17 protein-coding genes are annotated in these 18,938 nt (G+C 65.9%); 11 read left to right on the forward strand and 6 right to left on the reverse strand.

Features of this window, described 5'->3' with window-relative positions; all coding sequences use genetic code 11:
* Positions 1–63: 63 nt before the first annotated feature.
* The 3 genes from AC6H0N_RS12480 to AC6H0N_RS12490 form a co-directional block, all read right to left on the reverse strand.
* A complete protein-coding gene (locus AC6H0N_RS12480; protein ID WP_497574436.1) occupies positions 64–951 on the reverse strand; it encodes a hypothetical protein in 888 nt (295 codons plus the stop codon).
* Positions 948–2,330, reverse strand: coding sequence for a hypothetical protein (locus AC6H0N_RS12485; protein ID WP_497574437.1), 1,383 nt, complete (start codon positions 2,328–2,330; stop codon positions 948–950). The genes AC6H0N_RS12480 and AC6H0N_RS12485 overlap by 4 nt, the downstream gene beginning before the upstream one ends.
* A 66-nt stretch (positions 2,331–2,396) precedes the next feature.
* Positions 2,397–3,113 (reverse strand): DUF3047 domain-containing protein, encoded by a 717-nt coding sequence (locus AC6H0N_RS12490; RefSeq protein ID WP_497574438.1) that lies wholly within the window; start codon positions 3,111–3,113, stop codon positions 2,397–2,399.
* A gap of 148 nt (positions 3,114–3,261) precedes the next feature.
* Here AC6H0N_RS12490 and arsS point away from each other — a divergent pair, with 148 nt between their 5' ends.
* The 5 genes from arsS (at position 3,262) to AC6H0N_RS12515 (ending at position 8,432) form a co-directional block, all read left to right on the forward strand.
* Positions 3,262–4,212 (forward strand): arsenosugar biosynthesis radical SAM (seleno)protein ArsS, encoded by a 951-nt coding sequence (gene arsS, locus AC6H0N_RS12495; RefSeq protein WP_497574439.1) that lies wholly within the window; start codon positions 3,262–3,264, stop codon positions 4,210–4,212.
* A gap of 10 nt (positions 4,213–4,222) precedes the next feature.
* Entirely contained in the window at positions 4,223–6,421 is a 2,199-nt protein-coding gene (locus tag AC6H0N_RS12500) for a dihydrolipoyl dehydrogenase family protein (protein ID WP_497574440.1), read from the forward strand.
* Positions 6,422–6,424: 3 nt separating this feature from the next.
* A complete protein-coding gene (locus AC6H0N_RS12505) occupies positions 6,425–7,087 on the forward strand; it encodes a TIGR04283 family arsenosugar biosynthesis glycosyltransferase (RefSeq protein ID WP_497574441.1) in 663 nt (220 codons plus the stop codon).
* The gene (locus AC6H0N_RS12510) at positions 7,084–7,686 is read left to right on the forward strand and encodes a TIGR04282 family arsenosugar biosynthesis glycosyltransferase (protein ID WP_497574442.1); all 603 of its coding nucleotides are present in this window, start codon (positions 7,084–7,086) and stop codon (positions 7,684–7,686) included. Before AC6H0N_RS12505 ends, AC6H0N_RS12510 begins: the two co-directional genes overlap by 4 nt.
* A gap of 95 nt (positions 7,687–7,781) precedes the next feature.
* Positions 7,782–8,432, forward strand: a complete 651-nt coding sequence (locus AC6H0N_RS12515; RefSeq protein WP_497574443.1) for a YiaD family glycine zipper/OmpA-like lipoprotein — start codon at positions 7,782–7,784, stop codon at positions 8,430–8,432.
* Here the strand turns inward: AC6H0N_RS12515 and AC6H0N_RS12520 are convergent.
* From AC6H0N_RS12520 to AC6H0N_RS12530, 3 genes are read right to left on the reverse strand one after another with little or no spacing between them, the layout of a single operon-like run.
* The gene (locus AC6H0N_RS12520) at positions 8,413–9,921 is read right to left on the reverse strand and encodes an ArnT family glycosyltransferase (RefSeq protein WP_497574444.1); all 1,509 of its coding nucleotides are present in this window, start codon (positions 9,919–9,921) and stop codon (positions 8,413–8,415) included. The two genes, AC6H0N_RS12515 and AC6H0N_RS12520, sit on opposite strands and share 20 nt — an antisense overlap.
* Positions 9,918–10,655: a TVP38/TMEM64 family protein gene (locus AC6H0N_RS12525; RefSeq protein WP_497574445.1), complete on the reverse strand. Its 738-nt coding sequence runs from the start codon at positions 10,653–10,655 to the stop codon at positions 9,918–9,920. The genes AC6H0N_RS12520 and AC6H0N_RS12525 overlap by 4 nt, the downstream gene beginning before the upstream one ends.
* Positions 10,655–11,401 (reverse strand): glycosyltransferase family 2 protein, encoded by a 747-nt coding sequence (locus tag AC6H0N_RS12530; protein ID WP_497574446.1) that lies wholly within the window; start codon positions 11,399–11,401, stop codon positions 10,655–10,657. Before AC6H0N_RS12530 ends, AC6H0N_RS12525 begins: the two co-directional genes overlap by 1 nt.
* A gap of 167 nt (positions 11,402–11,568) precedes the next feature.
* On the opposite strand from AC6H0N_RS12530, the gene AC6H0N_RS12535 reads away from it, so the two are divergent.
* The 6 genes from AC6H0N_RS12535 to xth all read left to right on the forward strand — a co-directional run bounded on the left by AC6H0N_RS12535 (position 11,569) and on the right by xth (position 18,929).
* A complete protein-coding gene (locus AC6H0N_RS12535; protein WP_497574447.1) occupies positions 11,569–12,870 on the forward strand; it encodes a DUF3422 family protein in 1,302 nt (433 codons plus the stop codon).
* 34 nt (positions 12,871–12,904) lie between these two features.
* Positions 12,905–13,840: a phosphoribosylaminoimidazolesuccinocarboxamide synthase gene (locus AC6H0N_RS12540; RefSeq protein WP_497574448.1), complete on the forward strand. Its 936-nt coding sequence runs from the start codon at positions 12,905–12,907 to the stop codon at positions 13,838–13,840.
* Between the two features lies 1 nt (position 13,841).
* On the forward strand, positions 13,842–15,095 hold the full coding sequence (locus AC6H0N_RS12545) for an MFS transporter (RefSeq protein WP_497574449.1): 1,254 nt from the start codon (positions 13,842–13,844) through the stop codon (positions 15,093–15,095).
* A 110-nt stretch (positions 15,096–15,205) separates the two neighbouring features.
* Positions 15,206–15,979, forward strand: coding sequence for a DUF2189 domain-containing protein (locus AC6H0N_RS12550; protein WP_497574450.1), 774 nt, complete (start codon positions 15,206–15,208; stop codon positions 15,977–15,979).
* Between the two features lie 134 nt (positions 15,980–16,113).
* On the forward strand, positions 16,114–18,171 hold the full coding sequence (locus tag AC6H0N_RS12555; RefSeq protein WP_497574451.1) for a M3 family metallopeptidase: 2,058 nt from the start codon (positions 16,114–16,116) through the stop codon (positions 18,169–18,171).
* Positions 18,168–18,929 (forward strand): exodeoxyribonuclease III, encoded by a 762-nt coding sequence (gene xth, locus AC6H0N_RS12560; protein ID WP_497574452.1) that lies wholly within the window; start codon positions 18,168–18,170, stop codon positions 18,927–18,929. The genes AC6H0N_RS12555 and xth overlap by 4 nt, the downstream gene beginning before the upstream one ends.
* Positions 18,930–18,938 lie beyond the last annotated feature (9 nt).

Genomic DNA, 18,938 nt, shown 5'->3' on the forward strand with positions numbered 1-18,938 from the left:
CCTTGCGGGGTCTGCGACGCTCCGCAGTATAGGAAGCCGGGCTATCGCCGACAGTCCGTAGCATCACCTAGCCGCGATGCGCGGCCAGTAGGAGCAATGCGCGTCCGATCCGGGCGGCCACTGCGCGACAAAGGCCTGTTGCCAGGCCGAAGCGTCAAACACCAGCGGCAGCGCCTCGACGAACACGCCGTCGCGAAGTGCGCTGGCTACCGCCGGATGCGGCGCGGGCCGGATCGAGATGCGCGTCACCAGCCCGCTGGCAACAGGCGGGTTGGCCATGCCGGCGGCGCCGTTGTTGATGACAATGCCGCCAGCGAACTCGTGCAGCCCGGCCGCGCAGGTATGACTGCCCGCGAACACATCGACCCGCGCCTGCGCAAAGCAGCGGTCGAGCCACGGCTGGTTTGCCGGGTCATCGAGCTCGGCCGGGTCGAAACGCCAGCCGGCCAGCGAATCGGCGTCGCCATGCACCACGCCGACCGCCAGCGACCCGACGCGCCAGCGCGCGAACATCGGCAAGTGCGCGAGCCTCGCCAGCACTTCGGGATGACGATTGGCCGTGGTCTTCAGGCGGGCGTGAATGCGGTTCGAGCGCTCGACCGTGTCCGCATCCACCGACTCCGGATAGGCGCAGCCGCAACCGGCGGCGTCGCTGTCCTCACCCAACTCGGCCTCAACGTTGCCGAGAATGGCGTGGTGTTTGGCAACGCGTCGATCGACTTCGAGAAAGGCCGCGTCATCGACGTCAAACCAGTGGAAGTCGCCGTTGAACACTACCTGCACCGGCCCCGCCTCGGCGGCAATCAGCGCGTCGAGCGCATCCAGCGCCTGGACGTTGCCGTAAACGCCACCGACTACATACAGCGTTTCGGCCACCTGCTCGGGCGCCGTCGCCAGGGCTGCTGCGCCATAGCGGTAGCGCAGCGGACAGACCCGCCCGGCTTCGTTCATGCGCGCTGCGTCGGCCGGCTCGCCAGCGCGAAGGCGACGAAGCCGATGACCAGAATGACCACGGTGACCACCAGCAGCTTGCTGTAGCTGTGCTCGACGCCCGTCAGATCGCCGATCAGCGTGATGCGCTTGGAGTTTTCGAGGAAATACACGATGGCGCCGGCAATCGCCGCAACAAAGGCGAGCTGGAAGGCCCACGGTTTGACCTCGCGGTCGAGCAGCACTGAATGCACGATGACCGGCGTGAGGAACAAGGAGGCCGTGCCGCTCACCGCCACCGCCGCGAACAGATCGTTGCTGCCGACGAACACCAGTGCCAGACCGCCCAGCGCGAACAACAACATGGCGACGCGGCCGGCGTTGGTACGCCCGCCGCCGAAGCCCATGTCCACCACCGCCAGCTTGGCGGCGCTGGAGAAGGTCGAATCCATCGTCGAAGCGGCCGAGATCACCAGCGCTGCGGCCAGCACCAGCATGGCGGTGTCGCCCATCAGGCGCGCCAGCGTGACCAGCAGCACTTCGTCACCGACGCGGTTGAGCCCCGCGAACACGCCCAGCGCGCCGAAGGCCAGGATGCACAGCACCGAAATCCAGAACGCGTGCAAAAAGCTGCGCCGCGTGGTGTCGCGGTCGGCGATGAAACCGCGGTCCATCATCACCGGGTCGTGCATCGGATAGCTCAGCACCTGCAGCGCAGCGACCACCAGCAGCACCCAGCCGGGCGAGGTGAAGTCCGGGCTGCTGGCCAGCGCGGCCGTAGCGTCAAAAGCAGGATGCAGCAGCATCATCGCGAACAGCAGCACCAACAGCACGGCGAGGATGGCCATCTGCAACACGTCGGTGCGCAGCGAGGCGCGCAGACCTCCGTTCATCGAATAGAACAGCGTCACGCCAGCCACCGCCAGGATGGCCCAGGTGTAGGCCGAGGTGCCGGCCACGCCGAAGACGATGCCGACCACCAGCAAATTGGCGAAGACCTCGGTGAGCAGGCGCATGGCCAGCAGGAAATTGAAGCAGGCGTTGCCGAGCCGCCCGTAGCGCGCGACCAGGAAAGACTGCATGTTGCCCACGCCGTGGCGAAAGCGCAGACGATCGACGATCAGCCAGCCGGTGAGGAATGAGCCGTAGTACATCGCATAGGCCAGCACACCGGCGATGCCGAAAAAGAAGCCGAGGATGGCGGCGTTGAGCAGCGAACGCGCAAAGATCCAGGTCGTGACCTGCGACAGCGTCAGCGTCCACACGCCGGGCGCCGCCCCGCTGGCGCTGGCGCCGCGATAGAAGCCGTCGGCCGCCGTGACGCGCGGCGAGATCAGCACGCTGATCACCGCCAGCACCAGCAAGGCGGCGCTCAACGCCGCAATATCCACACCAGCCATGTTCGTTGTTCCGTAGAAGATGAAATTGTCGGGCTTTGTCGCCGCTGCGGCTGCGTCCTTACACCCTCAGCGGCCTAGTGACAGATCGCCGAACCACGTGGTGACGCGCCCGCCGGTGTTGTCGGTATCGGCGCCGACCACGACGCCGGCGATACGCGGCGCGGGTTCGCCGAAAACGCGCTCGAAATCAGCGGCGACATCGCGTTCCACACTCTGCCACTGCCCGGCGCGCACGTCGCCACTATCCACCACGATCATGCGCACACGGTCGGTGTAGGGGTTGGGCCCGATGTCATCTACACCTTGCGCCGTGCCCCACACATAGGCAATCGCAGCGGCCGGCAGTTCGACGTCGTGCAGGGTGCGGGCCAGCGAAATCTTGAAGCGGTCACCGAATCCGAGCTTGTCGACCGGATAATCGAACAGCACATAAACCCTGGCGGCGTAGTCGTCGCCGGCCTTGCGCGTGAAGTCGGAGCCGGGCACGGCGTTGGACACTTTCCAGCGCCAACTCAAACGCGTGGCTTCCACGGGCGCTGCAAAAGCATGCAGCCAGGTCGAAGCTGCGGCGTCGGATTCGATGCGCAGCACCGTCGCGCCCGCGTCCTCGACCAGTGCAAAGTGGTTGCTGCGCTCAACCTTGGGCAGCGTCTGGTGCGCCCACGGCGCAGGCGGCTCCAGACCAGCGACCGCCCCGGAGAACGGCGTGATGCCCGCCGCGAAGGTCTGCGTGCCCAACAGCGCAAGCAACAACATGGTGACGCGGCAACACACTGCAGACATGATCGAACTCCGTCGGGGAATAAGCCTTGGTCGCACGAACGTCGCAGTCCTTACGCACTCTCAATCGGGATGATTCATTCGCGGCGCGATGTGTAAGGATTGCACACGTCCGCACGACCAAGCCGCACAAGACCACACGGAGTCCCGCATGCACGCCACCCTTCCCCTGCTCCAGGCCACCGAATTCCCGGCCATCCGGCGGCGCACGCTGACCACACTGCAGGTGAACCTCGGCTACAAGTGCAACCAGACCTGCCTGCACTGCCACGTCAACGCCGGCCCCAACCGGCGCGAGATGATGGATGCGGAGACGCTGGCGCTGATTCCCGAAGTGCTGGCCGCGCGCGGGCTGACCACGCTGGACCTGACCGGCGGCGCGCCGGAGCTGAACGAAGGCTTCCGCGATCTGGTGGTCGCCGCGCGCAGTCTCGGCGTACGCGTGATCGACCGCTGCAACCTGACCATCCTGTCCGAACCCGGCCACGAGGATCTGGCGGAATTTCTCGCCGAGCACGAGGTGGAAGTCACTGCCTCGCTGCCCTGTTACTCCGCCGCGAACGTCGATAAACAGCGCGGCGACGGCGTGTTCGAGCGCAGCATCGCCGGCCTGCAGCGGCTCAACGCACTGGGTTACGGGCGCGACGGAAAACGCGTACTGAACCTGGTGTACAACCCGCAGGGCGCCAGCCTGCCGCCAAACCAGGTGAAGCTGCAGGCCGACTACAAGCGCGAACTCTTCGACCACTTCGGCATCGAGTTCGACCTGCTCTACGCGATCACCAACATGCCGATCCAGCGCTTTGGCAGCACGCTGATTTCCAGGGGCCAGTTCAACGACTACATGCGTCTGCTCAAGGACAACTACGCGGCCGAGAACCTCGACGACGTGATGTGCCGCGATCTGGTCAGCGTCGACTGGCAGGGCTATCTGTACGACTGCGACTTCAACCAGCAGCTTGGCCTGGCGCTGCCCGGTACCGGCCGGCCGCATCTGCGCGACCTGCTGCGCACCGAGCTGGAAGGCCACCCCATCCGCGTTGCCGACCATTGCTACGGCTGTACAGCCGGTCAGGGCAGTAGTTGCGGCGGCGCACTGTGAGCGCGCGATCATGAAAAAACTTGTCCTCGTCGGCGTGATCCTGGCCGTCGTCATCGCCTTCTTCGCGCTCGACCTCGACCGCCACCTCACGCTCGACGCACTCAAGCAGGGGCAGGCCGGCTTCGCCGAACTGTACGCTGCCCACCCGTGGGAAGTGCTGGGCGCCTATTTCGCGGCCTACGTGGTGATGGCCGCGCTGTCGCTGCCCGGCGCAGCGATCATGACCATCGCTGCCGGCACGCTGTTCGGCCTGCTCACGGGCCTGGTGCTGGTGTCCTTCGCATCGAGCATCGGCGCGACGCTGGCCTTTCTGGTGTCGCGCTTTCTGCTGCGCGATACGGTGCAGAACCGTTTCGGCGACCGGCTCGGTGCGATCAACCGTGGCGTCGAGCGCGACGGCGCCTTCTACCTGTTCACGCTGCGACTGGTGCCGGTGTTTCCGTTCTTCCTGATCAACCTGCTGATGGGGCTCACGCCGCTCAAGGCGCGCACCTTCTACTGGGTCAGCCAGCTCGGCATGCTGGCCGGCACGGCCGTGTATGTGAACGCCGGCACGCAGATCGGCCAGATCGAGCGCCTGAGCGACATCGTCTCGCCCGGCCTGCTCGCATCGTTCGCGCTGCTCGGCGTGTTCCCGCTGATCGCGCGTTTCGTGATCGAGCGGATTCGCCGCAAGCGCGTGTATGCAAAATGGACGCAACCTGCGCGTTTTGACCGCAACCTGATCGTGATCGGCGCCGGTGCCGGCGGGCTGGTGTCGGCCTACATTGCTGCCGCCGTGAAAGCCAAGGTCACGCTGATCGAAGCCCACCGCATGGGTGGCGATTGCCTCAACACCGGCTGCGTGCCAAGCAAGGCACTGATCCGCAGCGCCAAGGCGGCCCACCAGATGCGTCAGGCCGAGCACTACGGGCTGCAGGCGGCCGAGCCAAGGTTCAGCTTCCGCGCGGTGATGGCGCGCGTACACGACAAGATCCGCGCCATTGAACCGCACGACAGCATCGAGCGCTATACCGCCCTGGGCGTCGAGGTGTTGCAGGGCTACGCGAAGCTGGTCGACCCGTGGACGGTCGAAATCAGACTCAACGACGGCACGCGTCAGCGCCTGACCGCGCGCTCCATCGTGCTCGCCACCGGCGCCTCACCGGTCGTGCCGGACATCCCCGGCATCGAGGATTCGGGCTATGTCACCAGCGATACGCTGTGGGAGCGCTTCGCGCAGCTCGACGAAGTGCCCGAGCGGCTGGTGGTGCTCGGCGGCGGGCCGATCGGCTGCGAGCTGGCGCAAGCCTTCGCGCGGCTCGGTTCGCAAGTGGTTCAGGTTCAGCACGGGCCGCGCCTGCTGCCGCGCGAGGACGAAGACGTGGCCGCCGCCGTGCGTGCCTCGCTTGAAGCCGACGGCGTCGAGGTGCTGACCGGCCGCGAGACGCTGCGCATCGAGCGCGAAGCCGGCCGACGGGTGCTCGTCGTGCAGGGCGAGGCCGGCGTGCGGCACATTGCCTTCGACGCGCTGCTGATCGCCGTCGGCCGCAAGGCCAGGCTGTCGGGCTACGGGCTGGAAGCGCTGGGCATTCCGGCAGAGCGCACGATCCACACCAACGAGTATCTGGAAACGCTGTACCCCAACATCTACGCCGTCGGCGACGTGGCCGGCCCCTACCAGTTCACGCACACTGCCGCGCACATGGCCTGGTATGCCGCGGTCAACGGCCTCTTCGGGCAGTTCAAACGCTTTGCGGTGGACTGGTCGGTAGTGCCGCACGTGACCTTTGTCGACCCCGAGGTGGCACGCGTCGGCCTCAACGAAGCGGAAGCGCAGGAGCGCGGCCTCGCCTTCGAAGTCACGCGCTTCGGTCTCGATAACCTCGACCGCGCCATTACCGACGGCGCCGACCACGGCTTCATCAAGGTGCTGACCCCGCCGGGCTCGGACCGCATCCTCGGTGTCACCATCGTCGGCGAGCACGCCGGCGAACTGCTCGCCGAGTACGTGCTGGCGATGAAACACCGCCTCGGCCTGAACAAGATCCTCGGCACCATCCACTCCTACCCGACCATGGCCGAAGCCAACAAGTATGTGGCCGGCGAATGGAAGCGGGCCAACGCCCCGCAGCGGGTGCTGGGCTGGCTGGCGCGCTACCACCACTGGCGCCTCGGCCCGGCCGAAGCCGCGCCGCATGTGGAGCAGCGCATCGAACCGCGTAGCTGAACGATGCGCCTGTCTATCGTCATCCCGGTGCTGAACGAGGCGGAACGTCTGCCCGCCCTGCTCGACGCGCTGCGCGATATGGACGCACAGATCATCGTCGTCGACGGCGGCAGCACGGACGGTTCGGCCGACGTGGCCCGCCAGTGCGGCGTCACCGTGCTCACATCCGCGCCAGGCCGTGCCCGCCAGATGAACGCCGGCGCAGCGGCGGCCACCGGCGAGGTGCTGCTGTTCCTGCACGCCGACACGCAACCGCCACCGCAGGCCGGGCGGCTGGTTCTCGATGCGCTGTCCGGCAAGCACGTGTGGGGCCGCTTCGACGTCGTCATCGAAGGCCGTCCCGCCATGCTGCGCGTGGTCGCCGCGCTGATGAACCTGCGTTCGCGCCTGAGCGGCATCGCCACCGGCGACCAGGCCATCTTCATATCGCGTGCCGCCTTCGATGCAGCAGGCGGCTTCCCCGACCAGCCGCTGATGGAAGACATCGAACTGTCGCGGCGCCTGCTGCGCCAATCACGCCCGGCCTGCCTGCGGGCGCAGGTACGCACCTCCGGCCGACGCTGGGAGCAGCGTGGCGTATGGCGCACCATCGTGCTGATGTGGCGGCTGCGCTGGGACTACTGGCGCGGCGTATCCGCTGAGCGCCTGGCGGAGCGATACCGGTGAACACGCGCATCATCGTGTTCGCCAAGGCGCCCGTGCCAGGCCGCGTCAAGACCCGTCTGATCCCGGCACTGGGAGCGGAAGGGGCTGCGACGCTGGCCGGCGAAATGCTCGAACACACGCTGGCTGCTGCCCTGGAAGCGCAGTGCGGCGAAGTCGAACTGTGCATGGATCCGGCGCCAGAGGACGAAGCCTGGTCCGGCATCCCGCTGCCGGCCGGCATCGCGCAGACGGCGCAAGGCGCGGGCGATCTGGGCCAGCGCATGGCGCGGGCTGCCCGACGCAGCCTCGATAAGGGGCAGCGCGTACTGCTGAGCGGAACGGATTGCGTGGAGATGAGCGCAGCACTGCTGCGCGCCGCGGCCCATACGTTGGAGTCGGCGGACGCATGCCTGTACCCCACCACCGATGGCGGTTACGCCTTGCTGGGCCTCACTCACTTTGAGCCTTCGCTGTTCGAGGGCATCGCATGGAGCACCTCGTCCGTCGCAGCCGAGACCCGCGCGCGCATCCAGGCACTTGGCTGGACCCTGGCATTGGGTGCTACCCTGCATGACGTGGACCTTCCCTCCGACCTCGTGCTTTGGCGCGCCGGCCGCTGACGCAGGCGCTTACAAAGAACGCTCCGCCGCGACTCGCCGGGGCAGGAATACTGGACGCAAAATCCAGACGCCTTCAACCTCCAGAGGAATCCATCATGAAAAATGCATCGCTCGCCATTCTCGCCGCCACCCTTTTGGTCGCTGGCTGCGCAAACAACCCCTACACCGGTGAAAACCGCAAGACCGCGACCGGCGCAACGATTGGCGCTGGTGCTGGCGCCATTCTCGGCGTGGGTGTCTCGGGCAGCAGCGATCGCGGCCAGGGCGCCTTGATCGGCGCAGCTGTCGGCGCCACGGTGGGTGGCCTGATCGGTCGTCAGATGGACAAACAGGAATCCGAACTGCGCCGTGACATGCAAGGCACCGGCGTAGACGTGGTGCGTGACGGCGACACCATCCGCCTGCAGGCACCCGACAACATCACCTTCGACACCAACCGCGCCGACGTGAAGTCCCAGTTCCGTCCGGTGCTCGACCAGATCGCCAACAGCATCGCGCAATACCCCGGCACCGTCGTGCGCGTGGAAGGCCATACCGACTCGACTGGCTCGGCCGCCTATAACCAGACGCTGTCGGAAAACCGCGCCAAGAGCGTGTCGAGCTATCTGATCGGACGCGGCGTGTCCGCAGGCCGCATCCAGGCCACGGGGTACGGCTTCAGCCGCCCGGTGGCTGACAACGCCACCACCGCCGGACGCGCCCTCAACCGCCGCGTGGAAGTGCTGATCATTCCGCAGGCGCAGTAAGCGCGGATTCCACGACGGGCGAGACGCGGTAGATGTGCACCACCGCTTCATCGCGTGAGCCCGTCGGCCACTGGAACACTTCCTCGACGACCCGACCCGGAGCCTCCAGCTTGGGGTCGGTATACGATTTGTAGCCGAGCGCGATCAGCACCGGTTGCGTAGCAGCGTCAAGCAGGGTTTCGATTTCTGCCGGCGTGCGCCATCTGCGCACGGTATGCAGATGCATCTGGAAAGTCACCGGCGTGCCGTAGTGTTCCAGCGCCTGGGCATCCAGACCACTTGCAGAAAACGCCTCAACCGCTTCACGGATGCTTTGCGACACCTCGGTATTTTCGGCGCGCCCGCCCCAGGTCACGTGATACTGAGCAAACAGCCCTACCAGCAATAGCAGCACGACCGCCCCCGCACATACCCCAAAGCACCGCACGCCGATGCGCATGGCAAGCCGCGCCATTTCGCGCCCGCTCAACAGTGCACAGGCCGGCCACAGCGGCAGCAGCAGATCGGGCCGGTGGTGAGCCGCCAGCGAGAAGATCAGCAGCCCGGTCAATATCCAGCAGGTCAGGAAGCGCTCGAAGCGCCGCTCGACGATATCCTGCGCCGGGCGTCGGAACACGCGCCATAGACCGTAGAAGAAGAACAGGGAAAACGGCAGGAAGCGCAACAGCAGGTAGATGCTCGGCTTGATCAGGTTCTCGCCCGGACTGCCACTGCTGCCAGGCCGGGTCGTACCCGTCGCGTGGCCAACGAGTTCGTGCAGGAACATCTTGTTGATCAGGTCCTGGCCCTGCTCCAGCAGCGCCAGCAGAAGCCAGCCCAGCGTGATGGCAAAAAAGGCCAGCAGCCCTGGCACATGGGTGCCGCGAGGGCGCGGGGTGGCGGGATCGGCCCTCATCTCCCAGAACACCGCCAGCAGACCGGCGGAGGCCAGCACCAGCGCCAACGGGCCCTTCGTGAGCGTGGCCAGCGCACCGGCGATCCAGAACAACGTCCAGCCACGCCAGTTTCCATCTCCCTTGTCCCAGGCGTGCCAGGCGGCCAGTGCAGCGATGGTGATCAGCAGTGTGAACAGCGCATCCGAGCGCACCAGGGCAACGTGCTTGGAAATGAGTGGCGCCATGACCATCGCCACTCCGGCCATGCCACCGGCGAGCAAGCCGAAACGCCGCCGCCCGGCCTCGAACACCAGCAAACCGAGTGCCAGCACCGCCAGCAGCGAGGGCAGGCTCATGGCCAGGCGGTCTACCCCGAGGAGTGCGGCGAATGGCGCAATCGTCCAGGTATGCAGCGGCGGCTTCGACAGGATGCGCCCCTGGATGTCGTGCTGTGTCAGCCAGCTGCCGCTGCCCCACATCAGGTCCATGACGTAACCGACGTTGCGGTGCTGGGCGTAGCCTTCGAGATCGCTCGGGCCTGTGATGCGGATCAGGAATACCAGCATCACCAGTGCCGTCAGCACCATCAACCAGGCACCGCGCGAACGCATCATCCCTTCGCCTCTTCTGTGCGCGTCGTTCGGCGGCGCCACAGCGAATAGCCCAGAAAAAGCAGCGCGATGACACCGGCGGCCACCAGCTGAACAGCGCCTTCGAGCGCGACATCATCTGCGACACCGCTGCCGAGCAGCACCGCCACCACTCCCTGCGGCAGGAAGCCGATCAGGGTTCCCCACACGAAGGCCTGGTTGCGCACCGTACTGAATGCCAGTGCGATGTTGATGACGAGGTTGCTGACCGGCAGACAGCGCACCAGCGCCACGGACAGCACCGTGGGCTGTACCGCCACGATGCGGGAGAACAGACCGTGTTGCCCGAAACGCTGGCTCAGGCAATCACGCCCGCCCCAGCGCGCAACACGAAACACGATGAACGAAGCGAGCAGACTCGCAAGCAGCGAAAGGCCCAGTCCCGCCCAGAAGCCGAAGGCAAAGCCGCCCAAGGCGTAGAACAGCAGGCGTGGCGTGCCGATGGACATCAGCAGGATCGTCGCTCCGACAAACCACAGCGCGGCCTCAAGGTCGCCGGTTTCGAGCAGGGCGCGCATCTCCGGCCCGTCATGCAGGCGCTGGCCAAGTGCGGTGAAGTGCAAGAAACCGAACAGAATCAGGGCAATGGCGAGCAAGATCAACAGCTTGCGCGAACCGCTCGCGGCGGCGTGCCTGACCTCCTCGGCCCCTCGCGGCACGGCCCCGGCATCCAGCGGAGCGTGGAGCTCGCGATCCATTACCGCCGACCTCCCGCAACGCGATCGCCCCGCAACGCGCGCCGCAGATACCAGCGCACGCCAAAGCAGTCGCGGATGCCACGCCACAGCCGGTTACCGACCCCGTACTTGGACACGCCGGAGCGACGTTCGCGATGATTGACCTCATGCTCGATGACGCAAAAGCCCTGCGCGCGCAGCAAGGTCGGCAGGAAGCGGTGCATCCCGTTGAAGACCGGCACCTCGCGCAAGGCCGCGCGCCGCACCACGCGCACGCCGCAGCCGCTGTCGGTAACGCAATCACCGGTGATCCAGTTGCGAAAACCATTGGCCACACGCGACGAGAAGCGGCGCACGAGGTTGTCCTGGCGCCGCTTGCGCACGCCGGTCACGCAGTCCGCGCCGTCGGCAAGAGCACGCGCAAGCATCGCGGGAAGGTCGGCCGGGTCGTTCTGGCCGTCGCCATCCAGCGTGGCCACCCACTCACCACGCGCTGCGTGAAAGCCGCTCGCCACCGCTGCACTCTGACCACAGTTGATGCGATGGAATATCGCGCGCAAGGCTGGGTGATCAAGGGCTCGCAGCGCATCGCCCGTACCGTCGGTGCTGGCATCATCAACAACGAGAATCTCGAAGCCGCCCTCCAGACCGTCAAGCACGCGGGCCAGCTCCGCCACCAGCGGGCCGACATTGTCGACTTCGTTGAAGGCCGGAATGACCACTGACAAACAGGGACGAGCGAGGATGGCGGCGGAAGAGTCAGGCATAAGCTCGGCTGCAATTCAGACGGAAGCGTTCGACGTGACCCGGTTCGACGACCGGGGCGCGCATTGTCTTCGCCTCACAGTCAATCAAACGTCAATATGTATCAGTATTATACGAAGCGGGCTGTTTGCAGGCCCGCCCCGCAGCCGCAGAGGAACCACGTTTGCCCATGCCCGTGCCATTTGAACAACACCCGCTGCGCCTGACGCTCAACGACGAGGTGCACGCCCGCCCGCCAGTGCCTTTGCATTCACCGGAGACGGTGACCTATCTGGCCTTCCTGCACCACGATGGCAGCGCCGGACGCGAGCCGCGCCATTTGGCCGCACTGGCCGACAGCCTCGGCCTGCCGGAGCCGGCCACCGACTCCGGCCATGTCTTCATCGACGCAGGCGAGTTCCGCTTCAAGTGGGAGCGCCACAACGAGTTCTCCAGCTACACCTTCTTCCGCAAGGCCGACGCTGGCAGCGACATGGCTGACGACCATGCCCTGCAGGCCGTGCCGGAAGAATGGCGACGCGACATCCCCGGCCAGCTGGTGGTCGCCACCCATGTGGTGGTGCGCCCGAAGAGCGAGGTCGACCCGGAGGCGCTGGTCGCCCAGCATCTGGCCGGCACCACACAGATGGTGGTGTCGAGGATTTCGCACGGCGCCGGCTGGGTGTTCACCGACTTCCGTATCACCGATGGCTTCTCGCGCTTTCTGGTGGTGAACGATTCACTCACCCCACGTCAGGCTGGCCGCACCGTGCAGCGACTGACCGAGATCGAGACCTACCGCGTCATCGCGCTGCTGGCCTTCCCGGTCGCCAAACAGGTTGCACGCCTGCTCTCGCGCGCCGAAGACGAACTGGCCGACCTCGTGCATCGCATGGGGCGCGCCGAAACCGCCGAGGGCGAACAACGCGTGCTGGGGCGGCTGACCAAACTCGCCGCCGACGTCGAACAGTCGGTCGCCACGCACACCTACCGCTTCGGTGCAGGCGCCGCTTACTGGGGCCTGGTGCGTGCGCGCATCGAGGAGCTTCGCGAAATCCGCGTGACGGGCTTCCCGACCCTGCGCGAGTTCATGGAGCGACGCCTGCAGCCGGCCATGGACACCAGCGCCACCATCGCGCAGCGGCAGGAAGACCTGTCCGGCCGTATTGCGCGCAACTCGGTGCTGCTGCGCACGCGCGTCGAAATCGAGCTCGAGCGCCAGAACCAGCAACTGCTCGAACAGATGAACCGCCGGGCCAAGCTGCAGCTACGGCTGCAGGAGACCGTCGAGGGCTTGTCGGTGGTGGCCATCACCTACTACGGCTCGCAGTTGGTTAATTACGTCGCCAAGGGACTTGAGGCGCAAATCGCCCCAGTTACGCCGGAAGTGGCCACAGCCGTCGCGATCCCGGTGATTGCCGGACTGGTGTCGCTGAGCCTGCGGCGCATGCGCAAAAGGCTGGCCGCGGAGAGCGGCGGCGGACGCGTATAATTCGCGCTTTTCGCCCCAACCGGAGTCCTGTGCCGTGGCCATCCCGATGTTCAATTCGTCGATCACCAGCCTGCCCCTGATTGCGCGCGGCAAGGTTCGCGACATCTATGCCGTCGGCGACGACAAGTTGTTGATCGTCACCACCGATCGCCTGTCGGCCTTCGATGTGGTGCTGCCAAATCCGATTCCCGACAAGGGTCGCGTGCTCACCGCCACCGCCAACTTCTGGTTCGAAAAGCTCGCCAGCATCGTCCCCAACCAGCTCACCGGGATTGACCCCGAGAGCGTTGTGTCCGCGGACGAGCGCGAGCAGGTGCGCGGCCGCGCGCTGGTGGTCAAGCGCCTCACGCCGCTACCCATCGAAGCGGTGGTGCGCGGCTACCTCGCCGGCTCGGGCTGGAACGACTACAAGACGACCGGCACGGTGTGCGGCATTCCGCTGCCAGCGGGCCTGCAGCAGGCCACGCAATTGCCGATTCCGCTGTTCACGCCGGCAACCAAGGCCGAAGTCGGCGATCACGACGAGAACATCTCCTTCGAGCAAGCCTGCGTGGCCTGCGACAAGGCACTCGCCGGCGCCCTGGCTGGCACTGGCAAGACCGGCGCGCAACTGGCCGAGCAGGCCCGCGCGGTGGCGACTGCGCTGTACATGGAAGCGGCGTTCCACGCCCAGAAGCGCGGCATCATCATCGCCGACACCAAGTTCGAGTTCGGCATCGATTCGGCCGGCACGCTGCATCTCATCGACGAGGCGCTGACGCCCGATTCCTCGCGTTTCTGGCCGGCCGACAGCTACCGCGTCGGCATCAGCCCGCCGTCCTTCGACAAGCAGTTCGTGCGCGACTATCTCGAAACGCTGGACTGGAACAAGAAGGCCCCGGGCCCGGAACTGCCGCCGGACGTCATCGAGAAAACCGCGGCCAAGTACCGCGAGGCCTTCGAGCGCATCACCGGCAGCACGCTGGACTGACATGAGCAGCACGGCATCGGGCCGCAGTCTCGCCCTCGGGGTGGTGATTGCGGCCTACATGCTGTCTTTCTTTCACCGCTTCGCGCCAGCCGGCGTGGCGGATGACCTCGCAGCCGCCTTCCAGACCACCGCCGCTTCGCTCGGCGTGCTCGCTGCGACCTACTTCTACGTCTACGCGCTGGTGCAGATTCCCACCGGCATCCTGGTCGATACGGTCGGCCCGCGCCGCACGCTGCTCGGCGGCAGTCTGCTGGCCGCCATCGGCAGCCTGATGTTCGCACTGGCGCCCGATCTGGGCACGGCCATGATCGGGCGCACCATCATCGGCCTGGGTGTGGCGGTGGTCTTCGTGGCCATGCTCAAGCTCATCGCGCTGTGGTTTCCGGAGAATCGCTTCGCCAGCGTGGTCGGCCTTTCAATGCTGCTCGGCAACATCGGTTCGATGCTGGCCGGCACGCCGTTGGCAGCGCTGTCCGAGCTGATTTCCTGGCGTACCGTATTCGTCGGCACTGCGGCCATTTCGCTGCTGTTGATGGTCGCCACGTGGGTGCTGGTGCGCGAAGTGCCGCGCGAACGTGCAGCGGGGTTTGACCGTACGGCCATCGTCGAGGGGTTGCTGAACGTGATCAGGAACCGCTTCACCTGGCCGGCCGTGATGGTCAACTTCGGTCTGTGCGGCAGCTTTTTCGCCTTCGGCGGCTTATGGGCCACGCCCTATCTGATGTCGGTACATGAGCTCAGCCGCATCGCCGCCGCCAACCACATCTCCTTGTATTTCGGCGGCTTTGCCATCGGCTGCCTGCTGATCGGTACGCTGTCCGACCGCATCGGCCGACGCAAGCCAGTGCTGTTCTGCGCCGGCTTGCTGTGCTGCACGATCTGGCTGGTGTGGCTGTCGGGTGTACGCATGCCGGTCGCCGCCAGCCTCACACTGTTCGGGCTGATGGGCGTCACCACGGCAGCCTTCACGCTGTCCTGGGCCTGCGTCAAGGAGGTCAATCCGCCGCATCTGTCGGGCATGAGCACCAGTGTCGTGAACATGGGCGGCTTCGTTTCGGCCGCCCTGCTGCAGCCTGTCGTCGGGCTCATCATGGACCGCGGCTGGGACGGCAGTATCTTGGCCGGCGTGCGCCAGTACGCGCCCGACACCTTCACTCCGGCGCTCGCGCTGCTGGCCGCCATCGCGGCATGCGGCACGCTGGCCGCGCTGTTCCTGCGTGAAACGCGTTGCCGCAATATCTGGGCCGAGATCTAGGGCCTGTTCCCACGCATTTCCCGGTCGCAACTTGCACCGCCACGATCTATGTTGAAAGCAGATGGCACATCGCTGTGCGCATCGACGCTTCGGCTCAGGAGGATCGCGCCATGGAACAGCACACCAACCCGCTCGACCAGCATTTCCATCTTCCACAGATCCGCCACATTGAGCCCTCCCGCCCCATCGCATGGCTACGCATGGGGTGGCACGACATGAGTAACAACCCCGTCGCCAGCCTCACTTACGGCATCGTGCTGGCACTCGTCGGCGGTCTGATCCTGAGTCTGGCCGACGGCAAGCCTTATCTCTTCGTCGCGGCGGTGTCGGGCTTCTTCCTGGTCGGCCCGATCGCGGCTGCAGGGCTGTATGAGATCGCGCGGCGCGAGGAGCAGGGCGAGTCCATCGGCTTCGTCGATTCGCTGCGAGGCTTGCGCGGACACGGCGACCAGTTAATGTTCTTTGGCGTGTTCCTGGCGCTCACCCTGCTGGTCTGGGAACGCCTCTCCGCCATCCTGTTTGCGCTGTTCGGGCATGGCGAGTCGGCCATGATCGGCAACTTCTTCCGCGACATCTTCGTGTCCGGCGCGCAAGTCGAGTTCATCACCGCTTACATCATCATCGGCAGCATGTTCGCGGTCGTGGTGTTTGCCCTGTCGGCAGTCGCCATCCCGATGCTGATGCACCGCGGCACCGACATCGTCACCGCGATGATGTCCAGCGCACGTGCCGTCGCGGGCAATTTGCGCGCCATGGCGCTGTGGGCCGGCCTCATCGTGGCGCTGATCACGGTCGGCTTCGCGACCTTCCTGATCGGCTTGAGCGTGATCCTGCCCGTTCTCGGCTATGCCAGCTGGCACGCCTACCGCGAACTGATCGAGTAAATCTCGGGGAGGCGCCCGCCTCTCCGTCTGGCCGGCTGCCCCGCAGCCGATTCGCCCCGGTTAGAATGAACCTGCGAACCGCTGCTGCCCGCAGCGGTCGCAGTCTGTGTTCATTTCCGTTCGTCCGAGGCCCCATGTCCAATCCGCTGCTCGATTTCTCCACCCTGCCCCGTTTCGACGCCATCCGTCCGGAACATGTCGAACCCGCCATCCGCGAACTGATCGACGAAAACCGCCGCCTCATTGACGAAAAGGTTTCCGATCCGACCGCACCAAGCTGGGACGGCTTCGTGGCTCCGCTGACCGAAGCCGGCGAGCGCCTTGGCCGCGCCTGGGGCGTGGTCGGCCATCTGCACAGCGTGTTCGACGTGCCGGAATGGCGCGAGGCCTACAACCACATGCTGCCGGAGATCTCCAGCTTCTACGCCGACATCGGCCAGAACCTGGCGCTGTTCGAGAAGTACCGCGCGCTGCGCGACAGCGCCGAGTACGCAACCTTGTCGCCGGTGCGCCAGCGCATCCTCGATCACGAAGTACGCGATTTCCGGCTTGCCGGCGCCGAACTGCCCGATGCCGACAAACCGCGCTTCAAGCAGATTCAGGAAGAACAATCCGCGCTCGGCGCGAAGTTCTCCGAAAACCTGCTCGATGCCACCAATGCTCACGCCGAGTGGATCGCCGACGCAGCGGATCTCGCTGGCGTGCCGGACGATGTCGTCGACGCCGCGCGCGCTGCCGCCGAGAAGGCCGGCAAGCCGGGCTGGAAGTTCACGCTGCACATGCCGTCCTACCTGCCGGTGATGCAGTACGCCGACAGCCGCCCCTTGCGCGAACGCATGTATCGCGCCTACGCCACGCGTGCCTCCGAGTTCGGCGATGCCGCGCTCGACAACGGCCCGCTGATGGGCCGCATCCTTGCGCTGCGCGCTGAGGAAGCGAACCTGCTTGGCTACACCAGCTTTGCCGATGTTTCGATGGTCGCGAAGATGGCCGAATCGCCCGCCGAGGCGCTGGATTTCCTGCGCGAACTCGCTGCCAAGGCCAAGCCCTTCGCCGAGCGCGATCTGGCCGAGTTGCGCGCTTTCGCCGCGCGCGAGTTGGGGCTGGATGACCTGCAGCCGTGGGACGTCGGCTATGCGTCCGAAAAGCTGCGCCAGTCACGCTACGACTTCTCCGAGCAGGAAGTGAAGCAGTACTTCCCCGAGCCGCGTGTGCTCGAAGGCCTGTTCGGTGTGATCCAGCGCCTGTATGGCGTCACCATCTTCCCCGACCAGGCACCGACCTGGGACGCTGAAGCACGCTTCTTCCGCATCGAGCGCAACGGCAACACCATCGGCCACTTCTACCTCGACCTGCACGCCCGCGAAACCAAGCGCGGCGGCGCATGGATGGATTCCGCCCGCAGCCGCATGCAATCGCGCGAAGGCATGCAGACGCCGATCGCCTATCTGGTATGCAACTTCTCCGGCCCGTCCGAGGGCAAGCCCGCCACCTTCAGCCACGACGACGTGCAGACCCTGTTCCACGAATGCGGCCACGGCCTGCACCACCTGCTCACGCAGGTCGACGAGGTCGCCGTGTCCGGCATCCACGGCGTCGAATGGGACGCGGTCGAGCTGCCCAGCCAGTTCATGGAGAATTTCTGCTGGGAATGGGACGTGCTCAGCGGCATGACCGCCCATGTCGACACCGGCGAGCCGCTGCCGCGCGCGCTGTATGACAAGATGATCGCCGCAAAGAACTTCCAGAGCGGCATGCAGACCGTGCGTCAGCTCGAGTTCTCGCTGTTCGATCTGCTCATCCACAGCCAGCTTCAGCCCGAGGGCGACACGGTGCCGGTCGAGCGCGTGATGCAGGTTCTGGCCGACGTGCGGCGCGAGGTCTCGGTCATGACCCCGCCCGAATGGCACCGCTTCCCGCAAAGCTTCTCGCACATCTTCGCGGGCGGCTACGCGGCCGGCTACTACAGCTACAAGTGGGCCGAGGTGTTGTCCGCCGATGCCTTCTCGGCGTTTGAAGAGGCTGGCGCGCAAGGCGGAACGCTGCTCGACCCGATCACCGGCGAGCGCTTCTGGCGCGAGATCCTGGCCGTTGGCGGCAGCCGCCCGGCCATCGAATCCTTCAAGGCCTTCCGCGGGCGCGAACCCAAGGTCGACGCGCTGTTGCGCCACAGCGGCATGGTGGCGGCGTGAAGATCGCCACCTGGAACGTCAATTCGCTCAAGGTACGCCTGCCCCACGTGCTCGACTGGCTGGCCGCCAACCAGCCCGACGTGCTGGGCCTGCAGGAACTCAAATGCGAGGACAAGGGCTTTCCGTTGGCCGAGCTTGAAGCTGCTGGCTACCACGCAGTGTTCAACGGCCAGAAGACCTATAACGGCGTCGCCCTTCTCACGCGCGCCGAGGCGCAGGACGTAGTGCGAGACATTCCCGAACTGGGTGACGAGCAGAAGCGCATCATCGCCGCCACGATCGACGGCGTGCGCGTGATCTGCGGCTATTTCCCCAACGGCCAGGCGGTCGGCTCCGACAAGTTCGAGTACAAGCTGCGTTGGCTAGAAGCCCTCACCACGTGGCTCAAGGACGAAATCGCCGCGCATCCCAGGCTCGCGCTGGTCGGCGATTTCAACGTCGCCCCCGAAGACCGCGACGCTCACCCTGACTGGAGCGACGAAATCCACGTTTCCGAGCCCGAACGCGCCGCCTTTTTCCGCCTTGAGGCTCTCGGTCTGAAAGACGCCTTCCGGCTGTTCGCGCAGCCGGAGAAAAGCTTTTCCTGGTGGGATTACCGCATGGGTGCGTTCCGCCGCAATTTCGGTCTGCGAATCGACCACATCCTGGTCACCACGGCGCTGGCGGAGCATTGCAGCGCCTGCAGCGTCGACAAGACCCCTCGCAAGCTCGAACGCCCGTCGGACCACGCACCCGTCGTCGCCGATTTCAATCTCTGAAACATCAGC

The organism is Pseudazoarcus sp. NS34 (assembly GCF_059703725.1).